The 23461-nt window shown below is 63.4% G+C and carries 19 protein-coding genes, 1 tRNA gene and 1 pseudogene; 7 read left to right on the top strand and 14 right to left on the bottom strand.

Annotated elements, in window-relative coordinates:
* Positions 1–19: 19 nt before the first annotated feature.
* From BAMB_RS16500 to BAMB_RS16485, 4 genes are all read right to left on the bottom strand, one after another.
* Positions 20–1090 carry a porin gene (locus BAMB_RS16500; protein WP_041491417.1) on the bottom strand — a complete coding sequence of 357 codons (1071 nt, stop codon included), beginning with the start codon at positions 1088–1090 and terminating at the stop codon, positions 20–22.
* Positions 1091–1220: 130 nt separating this feature from the next.
* The gene (locus BAMB_RS16495; protein WP_011658311.1) at positions 1221–2708 is read right to left on the bottom strand and encodes a sulfatase family protein; all 1488 of its coding nucleotides are present in this window, start codon (positions 2706–2708) and stop codon (positions 1221–1223) included.
* 31 nt (positions 2709–2739) lie between these two features.
* On the bottom strand, positions 2740–3987 hold the full coding sequence (locus BAMB_RS16490) for an MFS transporter (protein ID WP_011658310.1): 1248 nt from the start codon (positions 3985–3987) through the stop codon (positions 2740–2742).
* Positions 3988–4134: 147 nt separating this feature from the next.
* On the bottom strand, positions 4135–6315 hold the full coding sequence (locus tag BAMB_RS16485; RefSeq protein WP_198488764.1) for a beta-glucosidase family protein: 2181 nt from the start codon (positions 6313–6315) through the stop codon (positions 4135–4137).
* A gap of 230 nt (positions 6316–6545) precedes the next feature.
* Between BAMB_RS16485 and BAMB_RS16480 the strand changes: the two genes are divergently transcribed.
* The gene (locus tag BAMB_RS16480; RefSeq protein ID WP_011658308.1) at positions 6546–7166 is read left to right on the top strand and encodes a TetR/AcrR family transcriptional regulator; all 621 of its coding nucleotides are present in this window, start codon (positions 6546–6548) and stop codon (positions 7164–7166) included.
* 42 nt (positions 7167–7208) lie between these two features.
* Here BAMB_RS16480 and BAMB_RS16475 read toward each other — a convergent pair whose 3' ends face one another.
* The gene (locus tag BAMB_RS16475; protein ID WP_011658307.1) at positions 7209–8201 is read right to left on the bottom strand and encodes a formylglycine-generating enzyme family protein; all 993 of its coding nucleotides are present in this window, start codon (positions 8199–8201) and stop codon (positions 7209–7211) included.
* A gap of 233 nt (positions 8202–8434) precedes the next feature.
* Entirely contained in the window at positions 8435–9358 is a 924-nt protein-coding gene (locus BAMB_RS16470) for a LysR family transcriptional regulator (protein ID WP_011658306.1), read from the bottom strand.
* A gap of 170 nt (positions 9359–9528) precedes the next feature.
* On the opposite strand from BAMB_RS16470, the gene BAMB_RS16465 reads away from it, so the two are divergent.
* Positions 9529–10815 (top strand): MFS transporter, encoded by a 1287-nt coding sequence (locus BAMB_RS16465; protein ID WP_011658305.1) that lies wholly within the window; start codon positions 9529–9531, stop codon positions 10813–10815.
* A gap of 12 nt (positions 10816–10827) precedes the next feature.
* Complete coding sequence (locus tag BAMB_RS16460; protein WP_011658304.1) at positions 10828–11577, top strand: creatininase family protein; 750 nt, start codon at positions 10828–10830, stop codon at positions 11575–11577.
* Between the two features lie 283 nt (positions 11578–11860).
* Here BAMB_RS16460 and BAMB_RS35895 read toward each other — a convergent pair.
* A pseudogene (locus BAMB_RS35895) lies at positions 11861–12088 on the bottom strand (helix-turn-helix domain-containing protein); the annotation flags it as partial.
* Positions 12089–12354: 266 nt separating this feature from the next.
* Between BAMB_RS35895 and BAMB_RS16455 the strand changes: the two are divergent.
* Genes BAMB_RS16455 through BAMB_RS16445 form a run of 3 tightly spaced genes read left to right on the top strand, consistent with a single transcriptional unit; the run spans position 12355 to position 14412 of the window.
* On the top strand, positions 12355–13122 hold the full coding sequence (locus BAMB_RS16455) for a glucose 1-dehydrogenase (protein WP_011658303.1): 768 nt from the start codon (positions 12355–12357) through the stop codon (positions 13120–13122).
* A 17-nt stretch (positions 13123–13139) separates the two neighbouring features.
* Positions 13140–13643 carry a (R)-mandelonitrile lyase gene (locus BAMB_RS16450; RefSeq protein WP_011658302.1) on the top strand — a complete coding sequence of 168 codons (504 nt, stop codon included), beginning with the start codon at positions 13140–13142 and terminating at the stop codon, positions 13641–13643.
* A complete protein-coding gene (locus BAMB_RS16445; protein WP_011658301.1) occupies positions 13621–14412 on the top strand; it encodes a carboxymuconolactone decarboxylase family protein in 792 nt (263 codons plus the stop codon). Before BAMB_RS16450 ends, BAMB_RS16445 begins: the two co-directional genes overlap by 23 nt.
* A gap of 124 nt (positions 14413–14536) precedes the next feature.
* Here the strand turns inward: BAMB_RS16445 and BAMB_RS16440 are convergent.
* From BAMB_RS16440 to BAMB_RS16415, 6 genes are all read right to left on the bottom strand, one after another.
* Positions 14537–14615, bottom strand: a tRNA-Ile gene (locus BAMB_RS16440).
* 138 nt (positions 14616–14753) lie between these two features.
* The gene (rpoD, locus tag BAMB_RS16435) at positions 14754–17171 is read right to left on the bottom strand and encodes an RNA polymerase sigma factor RpoD (protein WP_011658300.1); all 2418 of its coding nucleotides are present in this window, start codon (positions 17169–17171) and stop codon (positions 14754–14756) included.
* Between the two features lie 88 nt (positions 17172–17259).
* Complete coding sequence (gene dnaG, locus BAMB_RS16430; RefSeq protein WP_011658299.1) at positions 17260–19128, bottom strand: DNA primase; 1869 nt, start codon at positions 19126–19128, stop codon at positions 17260–17262.
* A 64-nt stretch (positions 19129–19192) separates the two neighbouring features.
* A complete protein-coding gene (locus BAMB_RS16425; protein ID WP_006751744.1) occupies positions 19193–19639 on the bottom strand; it encodes a GatB/YqeY domain-containing protein in 447 nt (148 codons plus the stop codon).
* Between the two features lie 186 nt (positions 19640–19825).
* The gene (gene rpsU, locus BAMB_RS16420; RefSeq protein WP_006751743.1) at positions 19826–20038 is read right to left on the bottom strand and encodes a 30S ribosomal protein S21; all 213 of its coding nucleotides are present in this window, start codon (positions 20036–20038) and stop codon (positions 19826–19828) included.
* 105 nt (positions 20039–20143) lie between these two features.
* Positions 20144–21370, bottom strand: a complete 1227-nt coding sequence (locus BAMB_RS16415; RefSeq protein ID WP_265332561.1) for a BaiN/RdsA family NAD(P)/FAD-dependent oxidoreductase — start codon at positions 21368–21370, stop codon at positions 20144–20146.
* 122 nt (positions 21371–21492) lie between these two features.
* Here BAMB_RS16415 and tsaD point away from each other — a divergent pair, with 122 nt between their 5' ends.
* Positions 21493–22533 (top strand): tRNA (adenosine(37)-N6)-threonylcarbamoyltransferase complex transferase subunit TsaD, encoded by a 1041-nt coding sequence (gene tsaD, locus BAMB_RS16410; protein WP_011658297.1) that lies wholly within the window; start codon positions 21493–21495, stop codon positions 22531–22533.
* A 100-nt stretch (positions 22534–22633) separates the two neighbouring features.
* On the opposite strand, the gene folE2 is transcribed toward tsaD, so the two are convergent.
* Positions 22634–23443: a GTP cyclohydrolase FolE2 gene (gene folE2 / locus BAMB_RS16405; protein ID WP_011658296.1), complete on the bottom strand. Its 810-nt coding sequence runs from the start codon at positions 23441–23443 to the stop codon at positions 22634–22636.
* Positions 23444–23461: the final 18 nt, after the last annotated feature.

Raw genomic sequence — 23461 nt, 5'->3', positions numbered from 1 at the left:
CTTGCAATCGAATGTGTATCTAGAATTGCGTGATCATCCCGATCGAAACACCGGTCACCGCGCGCCCGTCCGGACGAAGATTCAATGCCGACACGTTCGTGGGATCTTTCTTGTAAGCACCGGAAAACCCGTTTCGGTCGAATTCAACATAGAGTTCTGAGCGCTTCGACAGAAAATATTCGACCATCGCATACGTCGTCATTTTTCGGCCGTCGGCGCCCGCGACATTTTTCAGGTTGGTGGCGATGTCGTAATAGGTCGCCCCAGTGAACTGCAGCGTGGGCGTTACCCGATAGACGAGCCCGATCGACGGAACATGATCGCGCCGTTCCGCGCCGGCCGCGGTCGCCGCGGAAACCTTCAGTGCGCTGTAACTCAAATACATCCGGGTCGGCCCGAGCTGCCACGTTGCCCCGCCCATCGCCGTCTCCGCATGTTGCGAGGCGCTGGCGTTGTAGGTCTTCTGATACGCGGCGGCCAGCAGCAGCGTCCGAAACTGATAGCTGGTGCCGACCGCGAAGTTGGTCCCGGCCCGCGTATTGCCGGCCACGCCACCCGGCGAATAGCTCGCCCGCAACGTGAAGCCGCCGCTGCGCCCGACGTACTTGATCGTATTGTTGAAGCGCGCGTCCAGCGTGAAAAAGTTGCCGCCCCACACAATGCCCGGCACGGTGGCCAGCGAAGGTCCGTTGGCCTCAATCGGGTCGAGCTGAACCCCAATGTCTTCCGCTGCGTTGAGCTGACGCCCCAGCATGAGCCGGCCGAATCCACCTTCCAGCCCGACATACGCGCGCTGAGAAAAAAACGTACTCGACGCTTTCGTGCCGCCCGTGCCAGTGATGAAGCCACTCTGCAACATGAAGATCGCACGCCACCCCGCGCCCAGGTCTTCCACCCCGCGGATGCCGAACGAGTTGCCCGAAATGGAATTGCTGTCGAACCCGATCTGGTGCCCGCCTTGTACCCCGTCGGTCCAACGCACGCCGCCCCCGACCGTTCCGAACAGCGTCACGCTCGATTGCGCATACGTATACCCCGACATCACCATGGCGATCACCGCTACAGCTTCTTTCCGCACTGTCTCCTCCATTTAATAATTAGTTCTATTAATTATTTGTCGTGAAAATTCACTCGGAAAACTGCCTGGCACATGCCACCGCCCGACCTGGAAATCAGGTCGCCGAGCTGTCGACTTCGACAACCCCGCGACCTGAGCGCCGTCAACGTTCCTGCTGTTCGCGCCACTCGCCGGGACGCGGCAAATCGACGACCGGGAATCGAGCGCCTTTCCCGGCCGGCAGCACATCCGCTGTCTCGACCTGCCAGCGCAACAACGACGCGAGCAGATCAGCCTCGATCTCGGCGTATTCCGGCATACCGGCCAGATTCGTCGTTTCGTTCGGATCGTTCGTCCGTCGATACAGTTCCGGCCCTTCGTACAATCGCCACACGTAAGTCCATTCAAGCGTGCGAACGACGGCTACTTTTCCGACCGACTCGGGATGCTCCCTTTGTTGCGTGCCCTTGATGTCGTACGGGAAGCCGGCATTCTCGAAATGATCGGCCTCCCTGACGAGAAAACCGCCTTCACTGAACACCTTCTCGCGATGCGGCGCACCGGTCTCGCGAAGGCACTGCACGAAGCTGCGCCCGTAGTGCGCGTGCGTGGCCTCGAGACCCGCCAGATCCAGCAGCGTGGGAAACACGTCGATCATTTCCACCAACGCGTCGGAAACGGTGCCGGCCACACCGGGCGCCGACACGCCCGACACGATCAGCGGATTTCTCAGCAGGCATTCGTGCACACCGGACGGCCACTTTTCGGCGAGACCGAAATCACCGAGATATTCGCCATGATCGGAGAAGAAGGTGGTGATCAGCCACTCCGGCTCGGTCGCCTGCCGGGCCGCATCCACGATCCGCCCGACGTGATGGTCGAGTCTCGACACCATCCCGTAATACACGGCACGCAATTCCCGCCACTGCGCGTCAGTCATGCGATCCCAGCCGTGCGCTTTCGTGAGCGCGTCGACGTAGGCCGGCATGCGCCCGCTTCCGGCGACACGTTCGGGCACCGTCTCGCGGTCGTACATCGAGAACCACGGTTCTTCCGCCTCGAACGGAGGATGCGGGGCAAAGAGCGGGACATACAGCACCCAGGGTTCCCGCGGCGGAGACTTGAGCCAGTGCTCCGCTGTCTTGACCACTACTTCGTCATACTCGACATTCGCCTGATCCTGCGTGCGCTGCCCGCGATAGAACGCACGGACCATCGGATCGCTCGGGTCGCCCTGCGTCTTGCTCCGCAGAAATTCGCCGGCGCTGCGCCGCGTTTCCTCGGGCAGGAAGCCGTGCTCATGCATCGACAACTCGGTCGCACCGGCGGCAAACGAGTCGCCGCGGCCGCCCGCCATCGCGACGTGGTAGCCGCTTTCCTTGAAGACGCGCAGGAAATTGGGTTCATGCGGGCCGAGCAAGTGGCCGAGCGTCCGATGACCGCCAACATGCGGATAGTGGCCCGACAGGAACGACACGCGCGACGGGGAACACACGCTGTGCTGTCCGAACGCTTGCGCAAAAGCCACGCCGTCGGCTGCGAGCCGGTCCAGATTCGGTGTCCGGACCTGGGTTGACGGATGCACGGCATGCACGCAATCGGCACGTAGCTGATCCGCGACGATGACGACGAAATTGGGCTGCTTGGTCATTTCAAATCCGATGGTAAAGAGACGTTCGATGTCAACGAACCGCTTTGATGAAGATGATGACGAGCGCACCGAGCGCCGTCGCGCAACTCGCCGTCACGAACAAGGTGTCGTAACGGATCGCACCGCCGGGCAATGTCAGCCATGTCACCAAAAGCGACAGCACGAATTGCGGCAGCACGTTTGCGAGGTGGAACACGCCCATGTCCTTCGCCGCGGTATCGGGATCGGGCAGCACTTCGGTCACCAACGCCAGATCGACGGCCAGATACGCGCCCTGCGCCAGACCGATCCACACGATCACGCCCAGCAGTTGCGCGAGCGTCGTGCAGGCCAGCAAGGCCAGCAGACCGAATGCCATCCCCACCCCTGCCACGAAGACGAATACCTTCCGGCGTTGCAGGCGGTCCGACAGTCGCCCGAACAGCAACGCGCTGACCGTCATCGCCGCCGTGGCAACCAGCAGGCACATGAACATCGCGTGAGGCGTTTCCTGTTGCGACAGGCCGATCCGGTCGCGCAGATAGAACATCAGATAGTGTTGCAGGCAGCTCACGCCGAACAGCACCAACGCACGCGATAGCCACGCGATGGCGAAATCGGGATGCTTGATCGGATTCGTCCAGAAACATGCCGCCAGCCGTTTCCATTGCAGCCGCTTGACATGACCTTCCTCGAGTCTCCGGTCATTCGCAAACACGACAAAGCACGTGATGGCGGTAAACGCGATCGCACCTTGCAACATCGCGACGGACACGAGATCGGGCGCCAGTTGCCGCACGATCCACACGCCCAGCAGAATGCCGATCGGCGGCGTGAATCCGACGATCGACGAAAAGAATCCGAGCCGGGCGGGCGGCACCTGATCCGGGAGAATCGCATTGAGCCCGCTCAAGGTCGCATTGAACGACAGCGCCATCAGTGCCCACCCCAGCGCAAGCTGAGCCGGCGATCCAGCGGTTGCCAGGATCGCCATCGCGCCCATACCGGCCACCGCGCCACCGAAGATCCACGGTTTGCGCATGCCCCAGCGGGCCCGCGTGTGATCGCTCAGTAATCCGAAGATCGGTTGTGCAATCGATCCGACGATCGCGCCGACGCCGATCGCCTGCGCAAGCACATTCGCCTTGTCCAACGGCGCGATCCGCTCGGCCAGCATCGGCAGGATCATCATCGGATACGGTATCAATGCAAGCCAGACGCCGATAAAGGCCAGCGTCAGGGTAATGCCGAGATGTCCGCGGGAGCGCCTGCCGGGCGCCGCAAGCACGAGTTCGTCCATAGTGTCTCCGTTGCAGCCGATTGGGCAAAAAACCACCCTGAATCATTCGACCTTGTAAATTGCTGATGAGAAAATTCCCCGCCCATCGGCCATGCGCGGTACGCGGGCACGCCGTACCGAAACAGCGCCAGCCGATCCGCCGGTTGCCTACCTGCCGAATTCGCGATGCTCGAGCCGAACCGTCGCATCGACGACGTGATGGGCAGCCGAGCGTGCGAGCACGATCCGATAGTCGCCTTCGGCGATGCGCCACCGCCCCGATGTCGCATCGAAACAACCGAGCAAGCGCGGATCCGCGACCATGTTCACCCTGACCGACCCGCCCGCGCTCAACCAGACGTGCTCGAAACCGAGCAGACGCATGCGCGTCGCTTCGGCCGCATGCGTGAGATAGAGCTGCGGAACGTCGTCCCCGTCTCGCGGGCCGGTATTGGTGACGGTAAAGCTCGCCGTTACCGTGTCGCCGCCGCTCACCGAAAAATCGCTGTACGCAAAGTCCGTATAGCTCATCCCGTGACCGAACGCGAACATCGGCATGTCGCCTTGCTGCGCGAACCAGCGATATCCGACTTCGGCGCCCTCGTGATAACGCACCTGAATCGGCGTGCCGAGTTCCACATCGGCCCCGGGCAACCGCGGATGCGGTGTTTGATCGACGCTGACGGGGAACGTGACAGGCAGACGCCCCGAAGGATTGACCTCGCCGGTCAACACTTCGGCAATGGCCTGTGCGCCGGCTTGCCCCGGGAACCACGCCGGGACGACGCTCCGCACCTTGTCGCGCCACGGCATCGCGATCGGGTTGCCGGTCTGCAGTACGACGACGACATTCGGATTCACGCGCGCCACCGCTTCGATCAGGGCATCCTGACCATACGGCAACGTCATGTCGGGGCAATCGAAGCGCTCTCCCTCGTGTCGAATCGCGTTCACGATCACGACTTCGGCTTTTTCAGCCAGCGCCACCGCATCGGCAATATGCGCGCCGCTGTCGAAATCGATCGTCGCTCCCGGCAGGCGCGCACGCAGTTGCGCGAGTGGCGATGGGCCGAAAAAACACATCGAGGTCGCGCCGAGCAACGGGTGACTTCTGAACGGAATCTCTGCCGCGTAGCCGCCGCGCGGCCGAACCTGGCTCGAACCGGATCCCGACAGGACACCGACCTGCGCGAAGCCGCCGATCAGCGCGATCCGCCGCACAGTCGGGGCGAGCGGCAACATCGCATCGCGGTTCTGCAACAAGACGATGCCTTTACGGGCGATCTCCAGCGCAACGTCGTTATGTGCGGCCGCGTCGACCGGCTCCGCGGCGGACGGCCGGTCGATGCCCACCGCAAAGTATGAACGCAACATGCGTTGCACCATCTCGCCGATCCGCGTCCGGGGAATGCGACCTTCGTCGAAGGCCCGGCGCAACGGTTCGTTGAACCACTCGCATTCGTCGAGCTGCGCACCGGAATGCTGGTCCAGGCCCTTGAGCGAGTAATCCCAGCTATTGACCGCGCGCCAGTCGGACATCACCCATCCCTCGAACCCCATCGCGTCCTTTATGGTGTCCTGAATGATCTGCTTGTTGCCGCACGCATATTCGCCGTTGACCAGATTATATGCACCCATCAACGCGCCGGGCCGACCGGTCTCGATCGCGATCTGGAACGCGAGCAGATCGCTTTCCCGATGGGCGGCCGGGTCGATGATCGCATCCAGAAAGAACTTGTTCGTTTCGCTCGCGTTGAGCGAGACGTGTTTCACCAACGCGATGACGCCTTCGGCCTGCGTACCGGACACCATGCCCGCACCGAGCTTTCCCGACAGGAGCGGGTCTTCCGACAGGTATTCGAAATTCCTGCCGTTGCGCACCTCGCGCACGAGATTGATGCCGCAGCCGAGTGCGACGTTGAAACCGCGCTCGCGCATTTCCTTGCCGATCAGCGTACCCGCCGCGGTGGCGAGCATCGGATCGAACGTCGCCCCGAGCGCCAGGCCCGCCGGCAGCGCGGTGGCCGTCTCGTTTACGTCATGGGTCGCCCGCACGCCCAGACTGGTATCGGCGAGCAGCAGCGGCGGAATTCCGAGTCGCGGCACGCCATGAACGTATCCCGCGATGTCAGGGACGTGCGCCGGAACGCGGGATTCGCGCGCGTTCGTGCCGAAAATGCGCACCATCAGGCTGTACAGCATCGAAAACCGCTCGTCGTCCGTCATGCGGGCTTCGACTTCCCGCGCGCGTTCGTCAGGGTCGGCAAGCGCCGCCATCGGCGAGGACAAGGAGGATTGAAGCACCGGATTCGAAAATTCGATACCGGCATCACGGTCGACAGGCGTCATGAGAACTCGTTTCATTGAATAACTATCCACTTGGATAATTTATAGATACGCCCGTCCCCTCGTCAAGCGCAATGCGTCTCCGGGACACTGGGACTTTCCCCGACATCGGTCGCATGCATCGCCGAGCGAGGCCGTCGACGCGCGCCGCCATTCAGGCGGACACGTGACAGCGTTGCGAACCCTTCGAACGAAAGGCACAATCCGGATGACTCGACTCAGGAAACGTTGCGATGCAGATTGTCAGACAGGCTCAGCAGGAACGAAGCGAGCAGACGCGAGCAGAAATTCTGGCCATTGCACTCGAGCAGTTTTCGACTCGCGGCTTCGATGCGGTGAGCGTGCGCGATATCGCCGATGTGGCCGGCGTCAATCACGCGATGATTCGTTACTACTTCGGCAGCAAGGACAATCTGTGGCGGGAAAGCGTGACCTTCCTCTTCGACCGCTTCATGGAAGAGGCGAAGCCACCGGGGTCGGATGTAGGACGCATCTCGCTCGATGTCGTGAAGGAGTACATCCGGAACTACGTCCGGTATTGCGCGAAGTATCCGGAGCACGCACGCCTGATGATGCAGGAAGCCAATCGCGATTCCGAACGATTGAAATGGATGGCACAGACGTTCATTCGGCCACGCCACAACCTCACCATTCCGCTGATCGAGCATGTGAGCGCACAGACGAAGGGGCTCGAAAAGATCGATCCCATTACGCTCCTGTACATGATCACCGCGATCGCGCAAATCCCGTATCTGCTGACCGCTGAAATCAAATACGCGCACGGCATCAACGCGCTGCGGGAGAAGGCCGTGGAAGCCCATTGCGAAGCCGTGCTGGCGTTCGTCTTTCGCTGACCACCCGCCGTCGAGCCCGACGGAAAATCGTCGGGCCGGGCCTTACTTCCGCGTCAGATCATAAGCCACGCGAAATCCCGTGTGCCCGGCGGAGGTATCCGTCGGCCGCCCGGTTCGGGCCGCGATCCGATAGCGATAGCAATAGCTTCGATGACACAGGTATGAGCCGCCTTTCAGCGTGTACTCCCGTTCCGAGACCGCCTGCCGATCTCTCGCCTTGCCGGCGCTCGACAACGATCTGACGTGAAACGGATCGACACACCACTCCCAGACATTGCCGCTACAGTTGTAGAGGCCCGCCGGATTCGCCGCAAACGCATCGACCCGCACCGTTCCGAAGGCTCTGTCGCCGCCGCTGTAGCGATCGGGAAAGCGGCCTTGCCAGATGTTGCAGCAGAGCGCGTCTTCCACCGGCTCTTCATCTCCCCACGGAAAACGCCGCGCATCGGCACCGCCCCGCGCCGCATGCTCCCACTCGGCCTCGGTCGGCAATCGCCCGCCGCACCACCGTGCAAACGCGGCCGCGTCGTTCCAGGAAATATGGATGACGGGATGCATGCCGCGCCCGTCGAGCGACGAAAGCGGCCCTTCCGGAGCAGCCCAGTACGCCCCCGGCACCGACCGCCACCAGGGTACGTTTGCCGGCGCCTCGGCGACGCAATCGGGCTCGAGAAAGGCGTCGAACACGTAGCTCCATCCGAATCGCTCGGCATCCGTGCGATAGCCGGTCGCCGCCACGAACTCGGTGAATCGGTCGTTCGTCACTGCGTACCGTTCGATACCAAACGGCTTCAGATGCACCTTTCGACGCGGCCCCTCGCCATCCGCCTTGATGACCGGCGCATCGGTGCCCACCCAGCTGGGTCCGCCGTCGAACTCGATGATGTTCTCTGCAGGGAGACGAGCATTGGCCGGTGCGAGATGCGCAAGCCGATCGGGTTCGGACGACGAGGCCGCGACACCTTCGCATGAATTCGCGCGCCGAGGAGCGCAACACGTGCGCCCAGCAGCGGTCGATCGATCAGATTCGCTCAAATCCGTTCTCCTCCATCGTTAGATATTTATCCGATCGGATAAATATCTAACGCAAGCATACCCAGAGTCAAGCTGAAAAATGAAGGTGTAGAAAATGACGCTGCCAGGCATGACAGAGCATCTGCAACCCCTCCGGCTTCATACCGGCGAGCGGCTTGCGGCGATGGACAAGGACCGGTCGATCACCTATCGACATCCGAACCGACCGGGCGATGACCTGTCCGTTTATTCACCTACTCGCCGCCCTGCGCGAACATCGGCATGTCCCGCAGGATATGTTCGAGGAGCTTGAGGGCGGCCGCCGGTAACGGCCGCCCTGCCTTCGCGAGCAACCGCGCCTGGGTGCCCTTGAAGAGCGGATGATCGATCGGCACCACCGTGAGCGTGCCGGCGGCGATCTCCCGATACGCCGCGAATTCACCGCCGATCAGCGTCATGTAGTTTTCGTAGGCGACGAACTGCTTGAGCGCCGTGAGCGAATTGGTGACCAGCTTCGGCCGTATCGTAATGTTTTCGGCAAATTCGAGCATCTTGGCCGCATGCCCGACACCGAACGATGCCGGCATCATGGCCAGCGGCCACGACAACATGTCCTCGACGCTGGCCGGGCCGCCGCGCAATGCCAGCGGATGGTCGGACCGCACCAGCAGCCCGACCGCCTGCGACGAACTCGCCAGATACTCGATACGGGGGTGCGGCGGCGGGTTGAAGGCAAGCCCGAGGTGCGCGCGGCTTTCCGCCACGGCTTCCAGCACCTGATCGACTCCGAGGATCTCCATGCCGATGTCGAGCAACGGGTACTGCGCACAGAACGGCGCCAGCACCTCGTTGACGAGCGCATCCACATACCCTTCGCTCAGGACCAGTTGAACCTGCCCCTGCTTCAGGCCCTTGAGCGCGTGGAGCTGATCCTCGAGCCGCTCCTGATGCGAGCGGTAGCCGCGCCAGAACTCGAGCAGGTGCGCGGCGGCTTCGGTCGGCCTGACGCCGCGCGCCTGGCGCTCGAACAGCGTCGCGCCCAGTTCGTCCTCGAGCAGCCGGATCTGCCGGGTAATCACCGACGGCGAGGTGTTCAGGCTCTCGGCGGCGCCGCGGATGGTGCCTTGCTCGAGCACTGCGCGGAAGTAGCGCAGCCGCTGCTGATTGATTTCACGCATGTCGAACCATCCGTCCGATGATTACCGCCACTATCGCCAGGCGCCCACCATACCAGATGCGTTGCCCCGAAGGCAACGAAGTGTGGACATGGTTGCTGTTGGTGATTGCACGTCGCGCTGCCACTATCCGATGCATCAGGGCGGTACCACGTACGACATTGGAGACTGGCATGCTGGCAATCCCGAGCGAAAGTGCGGTAGGCGACACCTCAAACCTCTACAGCAAGATCAACTGGCGGCTACTGCCGTTCCTGCTGAGCTGCTACCTGTTCGCCTACCTCGACCGCGTCAACATCGGCTTTGCGAAGCTCCAGATGCAAAGCGACCTCGGCTTCTCCGATGCCGCGTACGGCGTGGGCGCCGGAATCTTCTTCATCGGCTACGTACTGTTCGAGATACCCAGTAACCTGATGTTGCCGCGCATCGGCGCGCGCAAGACCTTCAGCCGCATCCTGGTGCTGTGGGGCATTACCTCGGCCTGCATGCTGTTCGTGCGTAACGTGCCGATGTTCTACGCGATGCGCTTCGTGCTCGGCATCTTCGAAGCGGGCTTTGCGCCGGGCATGATCTACTACCTTTCGTGCTGGTATGGCCCGCAGCGCATGGCGCGCGCCATCGCCGTCGTGTTCCTTGCCGGCCCGCTCGGCGGCATTGTCGGCGGGCCGGTATCGGCGTGGCTGATCACAGCGCTGTCGGGCGCCGGCGGACTGGCCGGCTGGCAATGGATGTTCCTGGTCGAGGGGCTGCCCTGTATCCTGCTCGGCGTGCTCGCCCTGTTCTTCGTGCCGAACCGGCCGGCCGATGCGGCGTGGCTGACCGAGGGGGAAAAGCGCCTGCTCGCGAACGAAATCGGATCCGCGGCGGGCCACAATCACTCTTTCCTGGCGGTGGCGCGTGACGTCCGGGTCTATGTGCTGGCCTTCGCGTACTTCTGCATCATCGCCGCCATCTATGCGATCAGCTTCTGGCTGCCGACCCTCATCAAGGCCCAGGGCGTGAGCGACACCGTACAACTCGGCTGGTACTCGGCCCTGCCCTATATTGCGGCGGCGTTCGGCATGTACTACATGGGGCGCCGGTCCGACCGGGCGGGCGAACGCCGTTTCCATAGCGCGGTGCCCGCAACCATCGGGGGGATGCTGCTGGCCGCGTCCACCCTCGTCGACGGCAATCTCGCCGCATCGCTGGTGCTGCTCACGCTCGGCACCTGCGCACTGTGGATGACCTACACGGTGTTCTGGGCCATGCCCTCCGAATACATCAAGGGCCCCGGCGCAGCTGGCGGCATCGCGCTGATCAACACGATCGGGCTTTCAGGCGGCTTCTGGGGCCCGGCCATCATCGGATGGGCGAAGACGGCCACCGGCAACCTGCACCTCGGCATGCTGATCCTGGCCACGCTGCCGATCATCGCCGCACTGATCATTCTCGCCAACAAGCTACCCGCAAAGCCGTAACAAGGAGTCGTCATGCTTCTACATCTTTCCACCTGGTCCGAAATCGAGCAGTTCCTCACGCGCAGCCGCACGATCGTCGTGCCGATCGGCTCCAACGAACAGCACGGCCCCACCGGACTGCTTGGCACGGACTGGCTGTGTCCCGAGATCATCGCGCGTGAAGCGGAAAAATCCGCCGATATTCTCGTGGGACCCACGTTCAATATCGGCATGGCCCAGCATCACCTTGGCTTTCCCGGCACCATCTCGCTGCGCCCGTCCACATTCATTGCCGCGATCGGCGACTGGACGCGCTCGCTGGTGGCACACGGGTTCGAGAAAATCCTGTTCCTTAATGGTCACGGCGGGAATGTCTCATCGATCGATGCTGCGTTCTCCGAACTTTATGCCGAAGCCAGCTTTGCGCGTCGCCGTGCGGGCTTCGCGCTGAAGCTTTGCAACTGGTGGGATCTTGAAGGCGTGGGCGAACTGGCGCGCGAGCAGTTCCCGACGGGCCACGGCGCGCATGCCACCCCGTCCGAGATTGCGATTACACAGTGGGCCTTCCCCGATTCGATCAAGTCGGCCGACTACGCGCCGCCGATCGCCAACACCGGCCCGATCCGCGACGCCCTCGACTTCCGCGCCCGCTTCCCTGACGGACGCATCGGTTCCGATCCCGGCCTGGCCACGCGCGAAAAAGGCCGCGCACTGGTTGAACTGGCCGCGCAGTCACTGGCGCGCGAACTCGAAGCCTTCGGCCGCGAGCCGATGCCCGCCTGAAACCGGCCCGCTGGCGCCCTTCCAATTCTCTCTGGCGCCAGCTGCCTTGATTTCCATTGACCATTCCGAGGAAACCTTCCTGCTACGGTCAATTGCCTGATGCGGGAAGCGTCGGCGATTGCGGGAACCGTGCCTCGTCAGATTGCCCGGCGCGTCTGGGTGACTTCAGTCCCCGTGGCCGTCTCTCGCGCCAGCGCAGTGTGTCGATCGCCAATACGAGCGCCGGAGGCAAATGCCGGCGACTGGCGTAATACAGGTGATCGTTCGGAAATAGCGGCCACCATTCCTCAAGCCCCGGCACCAATTGGCCCCTCGCGTTCAACAGTCGTATGCCCCCGTCCGTGCTGATGACGCTACGCGTCGTGCGTGTGAGCAGTCGTACGCCCAAGCGGGCTTCCAGACCGAAAATCGCGTGGCTCAGTGCTGAGCGCGATGGACCTCGTTCAGCCGCAGCCCTCGCGAAGCTGCGCTCACGTCGCTGAGGTTCTCTTTCCACATTGATGAAAGAGATTCACATGAGTATGCCGATTTCACGATCTACCGAACCAGTCTCGTAAGCAATAAAGTTCACTGATCCCGTGTTACTCGGCCGGCGGCCAAGTTGGGCCTTGATGAGCTTTACCGGTCCTGCCCGATGACGCCGACCGTGTCGTGTCTGCTTCTCCGGCTATGCGGCGCCAGCGGCATGCATACCTTGTCGGCATCAGCAACGTGAGCGGCGACGACTGTCTCTGCCGATACGCTCAATACCCGATCTACACATCTCGGAAAACCACTATGACCATCACCTACGACTTCAGCGGCCAGGTGGCACTCGTGACCGGCGCAGCTTCCGGCATGGGCCTGGCGGCCGCACGCGCATTCGCCAACGCTGGCGCGTCAGTCGCCCTCGCGGACATCAGGGCCGACGTTCTCGATGCCGCGACGCAAGAACTTGCGGCAGCGGGCCATCGCGTGATCGGCGTGGCCGGCGACATTTCCGACGAAGCCTACGTCAAGTCGCTCGTCGAGCAAACGGTGAAGACGTTTGGGCGCCTGGATGCCGCGTTCAACAATGCCGGCATCCAAAGTCCGGCCGTCGAAACCGCAGACGTCTCGAGCGAGGTGTTCGACCGCATCAACGCGATCAACCTGCGCGGCGTGTGGCTGTGCATGAAATACGAGCTGATCCAGATGCGCTCGCAAGGCAATGGTGCGATCGTCAACAACTCGTCTCTCGGCGGCTTGGTCGGTGTGCCGGGTCGAGCGGCATACCACGCGACAAAGCACGGGCTGCTGGGACTGACCAAGAGTGCGGGTCTCGAATATGCGTCTCAAGGAATCCGAATCAATGCTATCTGCCCCGGTATCGTGGAAACGCCAATGGTCGCCGATATGCTGAAGGGGGAAGCGGCGGTCATGAATGAAATGATGAAGGATGTACCGATTGGCCGACTCGGCACGGCGCAGGAGATCGCCGACGCCGTTCTGTGGCTATGTAGTCCCGGCTCCAGCTTCGTGGTTGGCGTCGCACTCCCGGTCGATGGCGGCTACACCGCACGCTGAACGAAGGGGTTGAATAGATGAAAGTCTCGTCGCTCCTGAAAGCGATCCTTTGCGTCGCAGCATGCCACGTTGCCGCAACCGACGCTGCCGAGCCACAAACGGCCCCGGCATCGGCAGCAGCTCAACAGGTCATGCACGCGGGCAGCCAGCCCTCGATAGCGGGCCCCGCGGCTTACTTCACCGGCAAGGTACGGATTGATCCGGTTTGGGCTGCCAACGGAGACATCAACGCATCGGGCGGTTTGGTGACGTTCGAGCCGGGTGCGCGCTCGGCTTGGCACACCCATCCGAAGGGGCAGTACTTCGTCGTCGTTTCCGGCGTGGGATATACGCAGGAATGGGGAAAACCAATCCGCGAGCTCCGTCCCGGTGATGTCGTGTGGTGCCCGCCGGGTGTCAAACACTGGCACGGCGCGGCTCCCGCCAACGCGATGACGCACCTCGCTGTCACCGGCACGGTGGATGGCAAGAACGTCGAGTGGATGGAGAAAGTGACTGATGAGCAATACAACGGCAGGTAAGTCGATCATTCAGCTCAACGGGGCCATTGCTTTGATTATGTCTTTGGGATTGCTGGTGGCAGGATGCCACGCAGCTCCCACTACTACCCAGGAGTCTCAACAAGTGACAAGCACATCGATAGCATCGGAAACACTGTCGACTCGCCAGCAGGCCATCGTCCCGATCGCGGCATTCGCCGCCAAAGGCGATCTTGCCAGGCTGAATGGCGCGTTGAATCAAGGGCTGGACGCTGGCTTGGCCGTCACCGACGTGCGGGAAGTCCTGGTGCAGCTCTACGCGTACGCCGGCTTCCCGCGCAGCCTCAACGCGCTTGGAGAGCTGATGAAGGTGCTGGAGGCGCGCAGGCAGCGTGGTGTCGAGGATGCACCGGGTCACGCGCCCAGTCGTCCGATCCCGACCGGGGATGCGCTACTTTCTGCAGGCACCGCCATCCAGACCAGGCTGGCGGGTGGCGCGGTCAAGGGACCACTGTTCGACTTCGCGCCGGCGATTGACGAATACCTCAAGACTCACCTGTTCGGCGACATCTTCGAACGCGACAATCTCGATTGGCAGAGCCGCGAAATCGCGACCGTCGCAATGTTGGCTGCCATGCCCGGAGTGGAGCCGCAATTACAAGCGCACATGCGCATCAGCATGAATGTCGGCCTCACGGAAAGCCAACTGCGCCAACTCGGACAAGTCTTGGCTGACCGCGTGGACGCCGATAGCGCGACGCGTGCGCACGAGGCGCTTGATAAGCAGGTTGCCGCTAAACACGAACGCTAATGTGTGCGCCGATGGGGACGGCATGGATCCGCGGTATGGCGTCGCGGTTCGTCAGAATGTGATGGGTGTAGTGGCCGACTTACGCTTAACGGCACAACTTCCCTGGATGATCTGGAAGAGAATCTGGTGGGCCCCCCGGGAGTCGAACCCGGCACCAACGAATTATGAGTTCGCTGCTCTAACCAAGCATGAGCTAGGGGCCCAGATGAGAAGCATGGCGTGCTACATGTCGCTCCGGCAACGAAGCCGGGCCGGCATTGTAACAACAAAGACGACAGAGGAGACAAACGCCACCGGCATCACATGGATACCGGCGGCGTTCGCAAGTGAGACGCTGGAAATCAGTTCCCTTCGAGGAACGACTTCAGCTTGTCGGAACGGCTCGGATGACGCAGCTTGCGCAGCGCCTTGGCCTCGATCTGACGGATCCGCTCACGCGTGACGTCGAACTGCTTGCCGACTTCCTCGAGCGTGTGATCGGTGCTCATCTCGATACCGAAGCGCATCCGCAGCACCTTCGCCTCACGCGGCGTCAGCGAATCGAGCACGTCCTTCACGACGTCGCGCATGCTTGCATGCAGCGCGGCATCCGCCGGCGCGACCGTGTTGTTGTCCTCGATGAAGTCGCCGAGATGGGAATCGTCGTCGTCACCGATCGGCGTTTCCATCGAGATCGGCTCCTTCGCGATCTTCATGATCTTGCGGATCTTGTCTTCCGGCATCTCCATCTTCTCGGCGAGCGTTGCCGGATCCGGCTCGAGACCGGTTTCCTGCAGGATCTGCCGCGAGATGCGGTTCATCTTGTTGATCGTCTCGATCATGTGAACCGGAATACGGATCGTGCGCGCCTGGTCCGCGATCGAACGCGTGATGGCCTGACGGATCCACCACGTCGCATAGGTCGAGAACTTGTAGCCGCGACGGTATTCGAACTTGTCCACCGCCTTCATCAGGCCGATGTTGCCTTCCTGGATCAGGTCGAGGAACTGCAGGCCGCGGTTCGTGTACTTCTTCGCGATCGAGATCACGAGACGCAGGTTCGCCTCGGTCATTTCACGCTTCGCCTGACGCGCCTTCAGTTCGCCGGCCGCCATCTGGCGGTTGGTTTCCTTCAGGTCCTTCAGCGGCAGCACGACGCGCGCCTGCAGGTCGAGCAGGCGCTGCTGCTGTTCGCGGATCGCCGGGATGTTGCGCGCCAGGACCGCGCTGTACGAATGGCCTTCGGCCGTGATCTTCTCGGCCCAGTCGAGATCCGTCTCGCTGCCCGGGAAGCGCGCGATGAATTCCGAACGCGGCATGCCGCACTTGTCGACGACGATGTGCAGGATCTGACGTTCGACCTGACGCACTTCATCCACTTGCGCACGCAACGTGTCGCACAGACGCTCGACGGTACGCGCGGTGAAGCGGATCGTCATCAGCTCGGTCTGGATCGTTTCCTGCGCCTTCAGGTAGGCCTTCGACTTGTAGCCTTCCTTCTCGAACGCGCGGCGCATCTTGTCGAACCACTCGCTGATCTGCGAGAACTTTTCGAGCGATGCACGCTTGAGGGCTTCGAGCTGGGCGGCGTTGGCCGACGCCTGTGCGGCACCGTCGTCCTCCTCCTCTTCCTCTTCTTCCTCTTCCTCTTCGGCTTCCTCGTCCTCGTTCTCGATCGCTTCGGCTTCCTTCGCGGAGAAACCGTCCGTATCGGCGGAGTCCGAAGCATTCGGATCGAGCAGGCCGTCGACGAGTTCGTCGACGCGGATCTCTTCGTTCGCGACGCGCTCGGCCATCGCGAGGATGTCGGCGATCGTCGTCGGGCACGCGGAAATTGCCATCACCATGTGGCGCAGGCCGTCCTCGATCCGCTTCGCGATCTCGATTTCGCCTTCGCGCGTGAGCAGCTCGACCGTGCCCATCTCGCGCATGTACATCCGGACCGGATCGGTCGTGCGACCGAATTCCGAATCGACGGTCGACAGCGCGACTTCCGCTTCTTCCTCGACTTCATCGTCCGACGACGCGGCCGGCGCGTTGTCGTTCAGGAGCAGCGTTTCCGCGTCCGGTGCCTGCTCGTATACGGCCACGCCCATGTCGTTGAACGTACCGATGATGCCCTCGAGGGCTTCTGTCTCGGTGAAGTTGTCCGGCAGGTGGTCGTTGATTTCGGCATACGTGAGGAAGCCGCGCTCCTTGCCGAGCTTGATCAGCGCGCGCAGCTTCACGCGGCGCTCTTCGAGCTCCTCGGCCGTGCCGGGCGTGCTCGTCGCGAACGCTTCCTTCAGCAGCGCCTTTTCCTTGGCGCGACGATCGCGCACCTTGGATTTGCCCGGAGCAGCCGCGGGTGCGGGCTGCTCGTCGCTCTGATTTGCGTCGTCATCGACGGATACTTCGTTCAGCTTTTTGGTCATGGAGTTCGCCGTACCGGCTATATCGACTCGCGGCTGCTGGACGACAGCCGGTTGAACCGTGGGTGCATGAGTAGTACGTACTGCCGTTTCGTCCGCGGCGGCAGTCGTGTCCCTTGCGCTTTTCGCACTTGCCCGCTTCGCCGCCGGCTTGGCCGGCCCGGAGTCGGGTCTGGCGGCAGCCCGTGTTCTGGCTGCCGACGCCGGCGCAGCCTGAGCAGTGCCGGCCGCGGTTTTCTTTCCCCCAGGGGCTGACGTGGCCGAAGACGTTGTCCTGGCGGAAGAAGCAGACTTGGCCGCAGTGACCTTCGTGGTCGGCTCCGTCGAGCCCTTGCCCGTTGCTTTCTTTCCGCCTGTCGTCTTTGCCATCGCGATTCTCGCCTCTGCTTGGAAAACAAACCGCTGGAAACCTTATATTATAGCACGCTGGGGAGCCCTCTCCTGGCGCCCCGGCCGCCTACAGCCCGAGCCGACGCTTCATGTCGGTTCGCTGCTGGTTCAATTCCGTCAATTCGGCCAGTTCCTCGGGTGTGAAGGTGGATTGCCGCGCCAGCCGATCGAGCCGGTCGCAGCATGCGTCGTAACGCATCTTGAGCACCGCGGCCTGCAGTTCCTCGCCCGCGATCCGCTCCTGTTCGCGCTGCCGCTCGGGCACCGTCTCGTCTTCCGGATTCTGTAACAGCAAGTCGCGGACGTTTTCATCATAGTCCAGAATTTCGCGGAAGATTTCCTCGTAAGTCGCCCCGTTCGAGGAGGTGCGCAGCACGTCCGACAGCAGCCGGAACTCCGCGCCGTCGCCGAGTGCACGCGCATGCTCGACGACTTCGGCGAACAGCTCGCCGATGCGCGGCAGCGCGCGCAGGGTCGCAAGTTGCTCGTCGTCGAGCTGCGACGCGATCCGCGGATGCATCACGAGCGTACGCAACGCCCGCTTTTCGCTGTCCGTCACGCGTCGCCGCTCGCTGCGCGGGGGCGCGTGGCGCGCCGGCGCGGCAATGCGTGCATCGACATCCGACAGCGCCGCGACTTCCTCGAACGGAATATCGAGACGGTCGGCGAACATGTGCATGATTTGCGCACGCAACGCATTAGCAGGCAGCGCCTGCAGCAGCGGCTTCGCGTCGAACAGCGCCTTCGCGCGACCTTCCGGTTGATCGAGCGCCTTGCCGGCAATTGCTTCGTTCAACAGAAATTGCGACAGCGGCATCGCGCGTTCGACCTGCTCGGAGAACGCTTCCGCGCCGAATTCGCGTACGTAGCTGTCCGGATCATGTTCGGACGGCAGGAAAAGGAATCGGATCGTCCGGTTGTCCGCCGCATGCGGCAGGCACGCCTCGAGCGCGCGGCGCGCCGCACGCCGGCCGGCCGAGTCGCCGTCGAAGCTGAAAATGACCGTATCGGTCTGGCGCAGCAGCTTCTGCACGTGGATCGGCGTGCACGCCGTGCCGAGCGTCGCGACCGCGTTCGGGAAGCCGAGCTGCGCGAGCGCGACGACGTCCATGTAGCCCTCGACGACCAGCACGTACTTGCGCTCGCGGATCGCGAGGCGCGCCTCGAACAGCCCGTACAGTTCGCTGCCCTTGTTGAACAGCGGCGTTTCGGGCGAATTCAGGTACTTCGGCTCGCCGCTGCCGAGCACGCGGCCGCCGAACCCGATCACCTGCCCCTTCACGTTGCGGATCGGGAACATGATCCGCTCGCGGAACCGGTCGTAACGGCGGGCGACGCCTTGCGCGTCGGTTTTTTCGCTGACGATCACGAGCCCCGATTCGACGAGCGATTCGTCGCGATAGTCGGGGAACGCGGTTTCGAGGTTCTGCCAGCCGTCCGGCGCATAGCCGAGGCCGAAGCGCGCGGCGATCTCGCCGGTCAGGCCCCGGTTCTTCAGGTACTGGATCGCGACGGTCGCGCCGCGCAACTGCTTGCGATAGTAGTCGCACGCGACGGACATCACGTCGGACAGCGCCGTCGCGACCGATTTGGACACGGGTGCCGGATAGTCGCCGCCGCCCCCACCGCCGCCGCGCATCGACGGCTCGTGCGGCACGGTCAGCCCGACCGATTGCGCGAGTTCCTGCACGGCTTCCGGGAACGTGAGCCCCGCGTGCTCCATCAGGAAGCCGATCGCCGTGCCGTGCGCGCCGCAGCCGAAGCAGTGATAGAACTGCTTGGTCGGGCTCACGGTAAACGACGGGCTCTTCTCGTTATGGAACGGGCACAGCCCCATGAAGTTGGCGCCGCCCTTCTTGAGCTGCACGTACCGGCCCACCACGTCGACGATATCGACGCGGTTCAGTAAATCCTGCAGGAACGAATGCGGAATCACCGTGGGATCGAGCGAAAAAAGGACAATACGATGCCCCGGCGCACGCCGCGCCAGGAAGCGGGTTTTACTTCGACAGCGCGGCCTTGACCTGCGCGGAGACAGCGGTCATGTCGGCACGGCCGGCGAGCTTGCCCTTCAGCACGCCCATCACCTTGCCCATGTCCTGCGGGCCGGCTGCGCCCGTTGCCGCGACCGCGGCCTGGACTTCGGCGGCCACTTCCGCGTCCGACAGTTGCGCAGGCATGTAGGCGCCCAGCACGGTCAGTTCGGCCTGTTCCTTCGCGACGAGATCGTCGCGGCCGGCAGCCTGGAACTGGCTGATCGAGTCCTTGCGCTGCTTGATCATCTTGTCGATCACGGCGGTGATGCCCGCGTCGTCAAGGGTCACCTGATCGTCGATCTCGCGCTGCTTGATCGCGGCCAGCAGCAGGCGAACCGTCGCCAGACGCTCGCTTTCCTTCGCGCGCATCGCGGCCTTCATGTCTTCGCTGATCTGCTCTTTCAAACTCATCTTGCACCCGGGATGGAAACGTGACTTCGACGCCCGTGAATGGACGTCAACACAAAAACCCGCTTGGGACTATGTCTCAAGCGGGTTGCTCGAATCCGGCATCGGCGACTCGCAGCCCCCTGATCGACACCGATCGTGCGGAGGTCGCCGGTGCGCCGCTCAGTGAACCGCGCGGCGCTCAATCGTTCAGTACAGCTTCTTCGGCAGCGTCTGGCTGCGAATTCGCTTGTAGTGACGCTTCACTGCTGCAGCCTTCTTGCGCTTGCGCTCGGCGGTCGGTTTTTCGAAGAATTCCCGCGCACGAAGCTCGGTCAGCAGACCGTTCTTCTCGATCGTGCGCTTGAAGCGACGCATGGCGACTTCGAACGGCTCGTTTTCTTTAACGCGAATGATCGTCATGATCCGACACGAATAAAGGTTTGCAGGGAAGATTTACGAGTATAGCAGAGCGTCGCACAAAGGCCTAAGGGCCGGGTCCCATCAACGACGGGCCTGCGCGGGCCGTCAGAGGCCGCGCGCAAACTCCGCCGCCGCCTGTCCGGCCGCCGTGCCGGACGCCCACGCCCACTGGAAGTTGTAGCCGCCGAGCCAGCCCGTCACGTCCACCGCCTCGCCGATGAAGAACAGCCCCGGCACCCGCGCACTCATCATGGTGGCCGACGACAGTTCGCGCGTATCGACGCCGCCCTTCGTCACCTCGGCCTTCTTGTAGCCCTCGGTGCCGTTTGGCGTCAGCGTCCAGCCGGACAGCGCGTCGCCGATCTGGCGCAGCGTCTTGTCGGGCAGATCCGCGAGCCGCGCGTCGGCCGCGACGCGATGCGTGTCGAGCCAGACGTGCGCGAGGCGCGATGGCACCCAGTCCGCGAGCAGCGAGCCGATCTGGCGCTTCGACGTGCGCTTCGCGTCGAGCAGGTCGGCCACCGCGTCGCGCTGCGGCAGCAGGTCGATGCGGATCGGGTCGCCGGACTGCCAATAACTGGAGATCTGCAGGATGCCGGGGCCCGACAGGCCGCGATGGGTCAGCAGCAGATCCTCGACGAATTCGCCGCCGCGTTTCTTGTCGCCCGTCGACACGCGCACTTCGAGCGACACGCCGGACAGCGCCGCGAATGGCTCCCAGTCGTGCTGCGCGAACGTGAGCGGCACGAGCGCGGGCCGCGTATCGATCAGCTTGTGGCCGAACTGCTTCGCGACCCGGTAGCCGAAGTCGGTCGCGCCGATCTTCGGAATCGACAGGCCGCCCGTCGCGACGATCAGCGCGCGGGCGCGGATCGGCCCTGCCTGCTGCGTGTCGAGCGTGAAGCCGTCGGCCGCGTGGCGTACCGCGTCGACGACCACCGGGCGGCGCCAGGCGATGCCGCCCGCGTCGCATTCGTGCTTCAGCATGTCGATGATCGCGTCGCTGCCGTGGTCGCAGAAGAGCTGCCCCTTGTGCTTTTCGTGCCAGGTGACGTGATGGCGCTTGAGCAGCCCGAGGAAGTCGCGCGGCGTGTAACGGGCGAGCGCCGAGCGCGCGAAATGCGGATTCGACGACAGGTAGTTGTCGGGCCCTGCGTAGAGATTCGTGAAGTTGCAGCGGCCGCCACCCGAGATGCGGATTTTCTCGGCGAGCCGCGGCGCGTGGTCGATCAGCACCACGCGGCGGCCGAGTTGCCCGGCGACCGCGGCGCTCATCATCCCGGCGGCGCCCGCGCCGATCACGGCGATGTCATAAGTTTCCATGGCGCGGATTGTACCTGCCCGGCCTTCGGCCCGGGCCGCCCGCGGCGGTGACCGTCTCCCGCCTGCTATAATTTCTGGTTACGTCGACCTACCTGCGGCGCGCTCGACAACGCGCGCCCCCGCCCTTACCCATGCTCGTCCTCGGCATCGAAAGCTCCTGCGATGAAACCGGCCTCGCGCTCTACGACACGCAGCGCGGCCTGCTCGCGCACGCGCTTCATTCGCAGATCGCGATGCACCGCGAATACGGTGGCGTCGTGCCGGAGCTCGCGTCGCGCGATCACATCCGCCGCGCGCTGCCGCTGCTCGAGGAAGTGATGGCGCAAAGCGGCACGCACCGCGACGACATCGACGCGATCGCGTTCACGCAAGGCCCCGGCCTCGCCGGCGCGCTGCTGGTCGGCGCGAGCATCGCGAATGCGCTCGCGCTCGCCTGGAACAAGCCGACCGTCGGCATTCATCACCTCGAAGGCCATCTGCTGTCGCCGCTGCTCGTCGACGAGCCGCCGCCGTTCCCGTTCATCGCGCTGCTGGTGTCGGGCGGCCATACGCAACTGATGCGCGTGACCGACGTCGGCGTGTACGAGACGCTCGGCGAGACGCTCGACGACGCGGCCGGCGAAGCGTTCGACAAGACGGCGAAGCTGATCGGCCTCGGCTATCCGGGCGGCCCGGAAGTGTCGAAGCTCGCGGAAACGGGCACGCCGGGCGCGGTCGTGCTGCCGCGCCCGATGCTGCATTCGGGCGATCTCGACTTCAGCTTCAGCGGCCTGAAGACGGCCGTGCTCACGCAGATGAAGAAATTCGAGGCGGCGAAGCTGGACGGCGAAGCGCTCGAGCGCGCGAAGGCCGACCTCGCGCGTGGCTTCGTCGATGCAGCCGTCGACGTGCTCGTCGCAAAGTCGCTCGCCGCGCTCAAGCAGACGAAACTCAAGCGCCTGGTGGTCGCGGGCGGCGTCGGCGCGAACCGCCAGTTGCGCGCGGCGCTGTCGGCCGCGGCGGCCAAGCGCGGCTTCGACGTGCACTATCCCGATCTCGCGCTCTGCACCGACAACGGCGCGATGATCGCGCTCGCCGGCGCATTGCGGCTCGGCCGCTGGCCCGAACAGGCGAACGCCGACTACGCGTTCACGGTGAAGCCGCGCTGGGATCTCGCGTCGCTCGCACGCTGATTCGCGCAACCCGATACCTTGCGCGCCGACACACGCCGGCAAACAAAATGGCCGCTCGATGAGCGGCCATTTTTCATTGCAGCGGCAAAACGACGCAGCGTTACGCGGCGTGTCGCTTGTCGCGCTCGATCAGTGCATACGCGCTGTGATTGTGGATCGACTCGAAGTTCTCGGCTTCGAGCACGTACGCAACCACGCGCTCGTCCGCATCGAGACGCTGCGCGACGTCGCGCACCAGATCCTCGACGAACTTCGGGTTTTCGTACGCACGCTCAGTGACGAACTTCTCGTCCGGACGCTTCAGCAAGCCCCACAGCTCGCACGACGCCTCTTCTTCCGCGATGCGGATCAGCGCCTCGACCGGCAAGTCGGCCGCGAGCTCGGCGTCGATCGTTACGTGCGAGCGCTGGTTGTGCGCACCGTACTGCGAGATCTTCTTCGAGCACGGGCACAGGCTCGTCACCGGCACGAGCACCTTCAGGAACAGGCGCGTCTCGCCGTTGCGGCTTTCGCCCGCGAGCGTCACTTCATAGTCGAGCAGGCTCTGCACGCCCGACACAGGCGCCGTCTTGTTCACGAAGTACGGGAACGTGACCTCGATGCGGCCGGCCTCGGCTTCCAGCCTCACGAGCATCGACGCGAGCATCGCGCGGAAGCGCTCGACCGTCAGCGGCTCGCGGCTGTCTTCGAGCAGCGCGACGAAGCGCGACATGTGCGTGCCCTTCTGATCGGCAGGCAGATGCACGTCGAGGTTCCAGACGCCGACGGTCGGCTGCACGTCGCCGCTTTCGGTGCGCACCGTCAACGGATGCCGGACCGCCTTCACGCCCACGCGCTGAATCGGAATCTGGCGGGTATCCACCGTGCTCTGCACGTCGGGCATCACGAAGGCGGGATTCATCTGGTTCATCTTGTTCAATCCTTGTAA

Source organism: Burkholderia ambifaria AMMD (assembly GCF_000203915.1).
GTDB lineage: Bacteria > Pseudomonadota > Gammaproteobacteria > Burkholderiales > Burkholderiaceae > Burkholderia > Burkholderia ambifaria.
The sequence above is the reverse complement of the archived record's forward strand: the minus strand, read 5'-3'. Positions and strand labels throughout refer to the sequence as shown.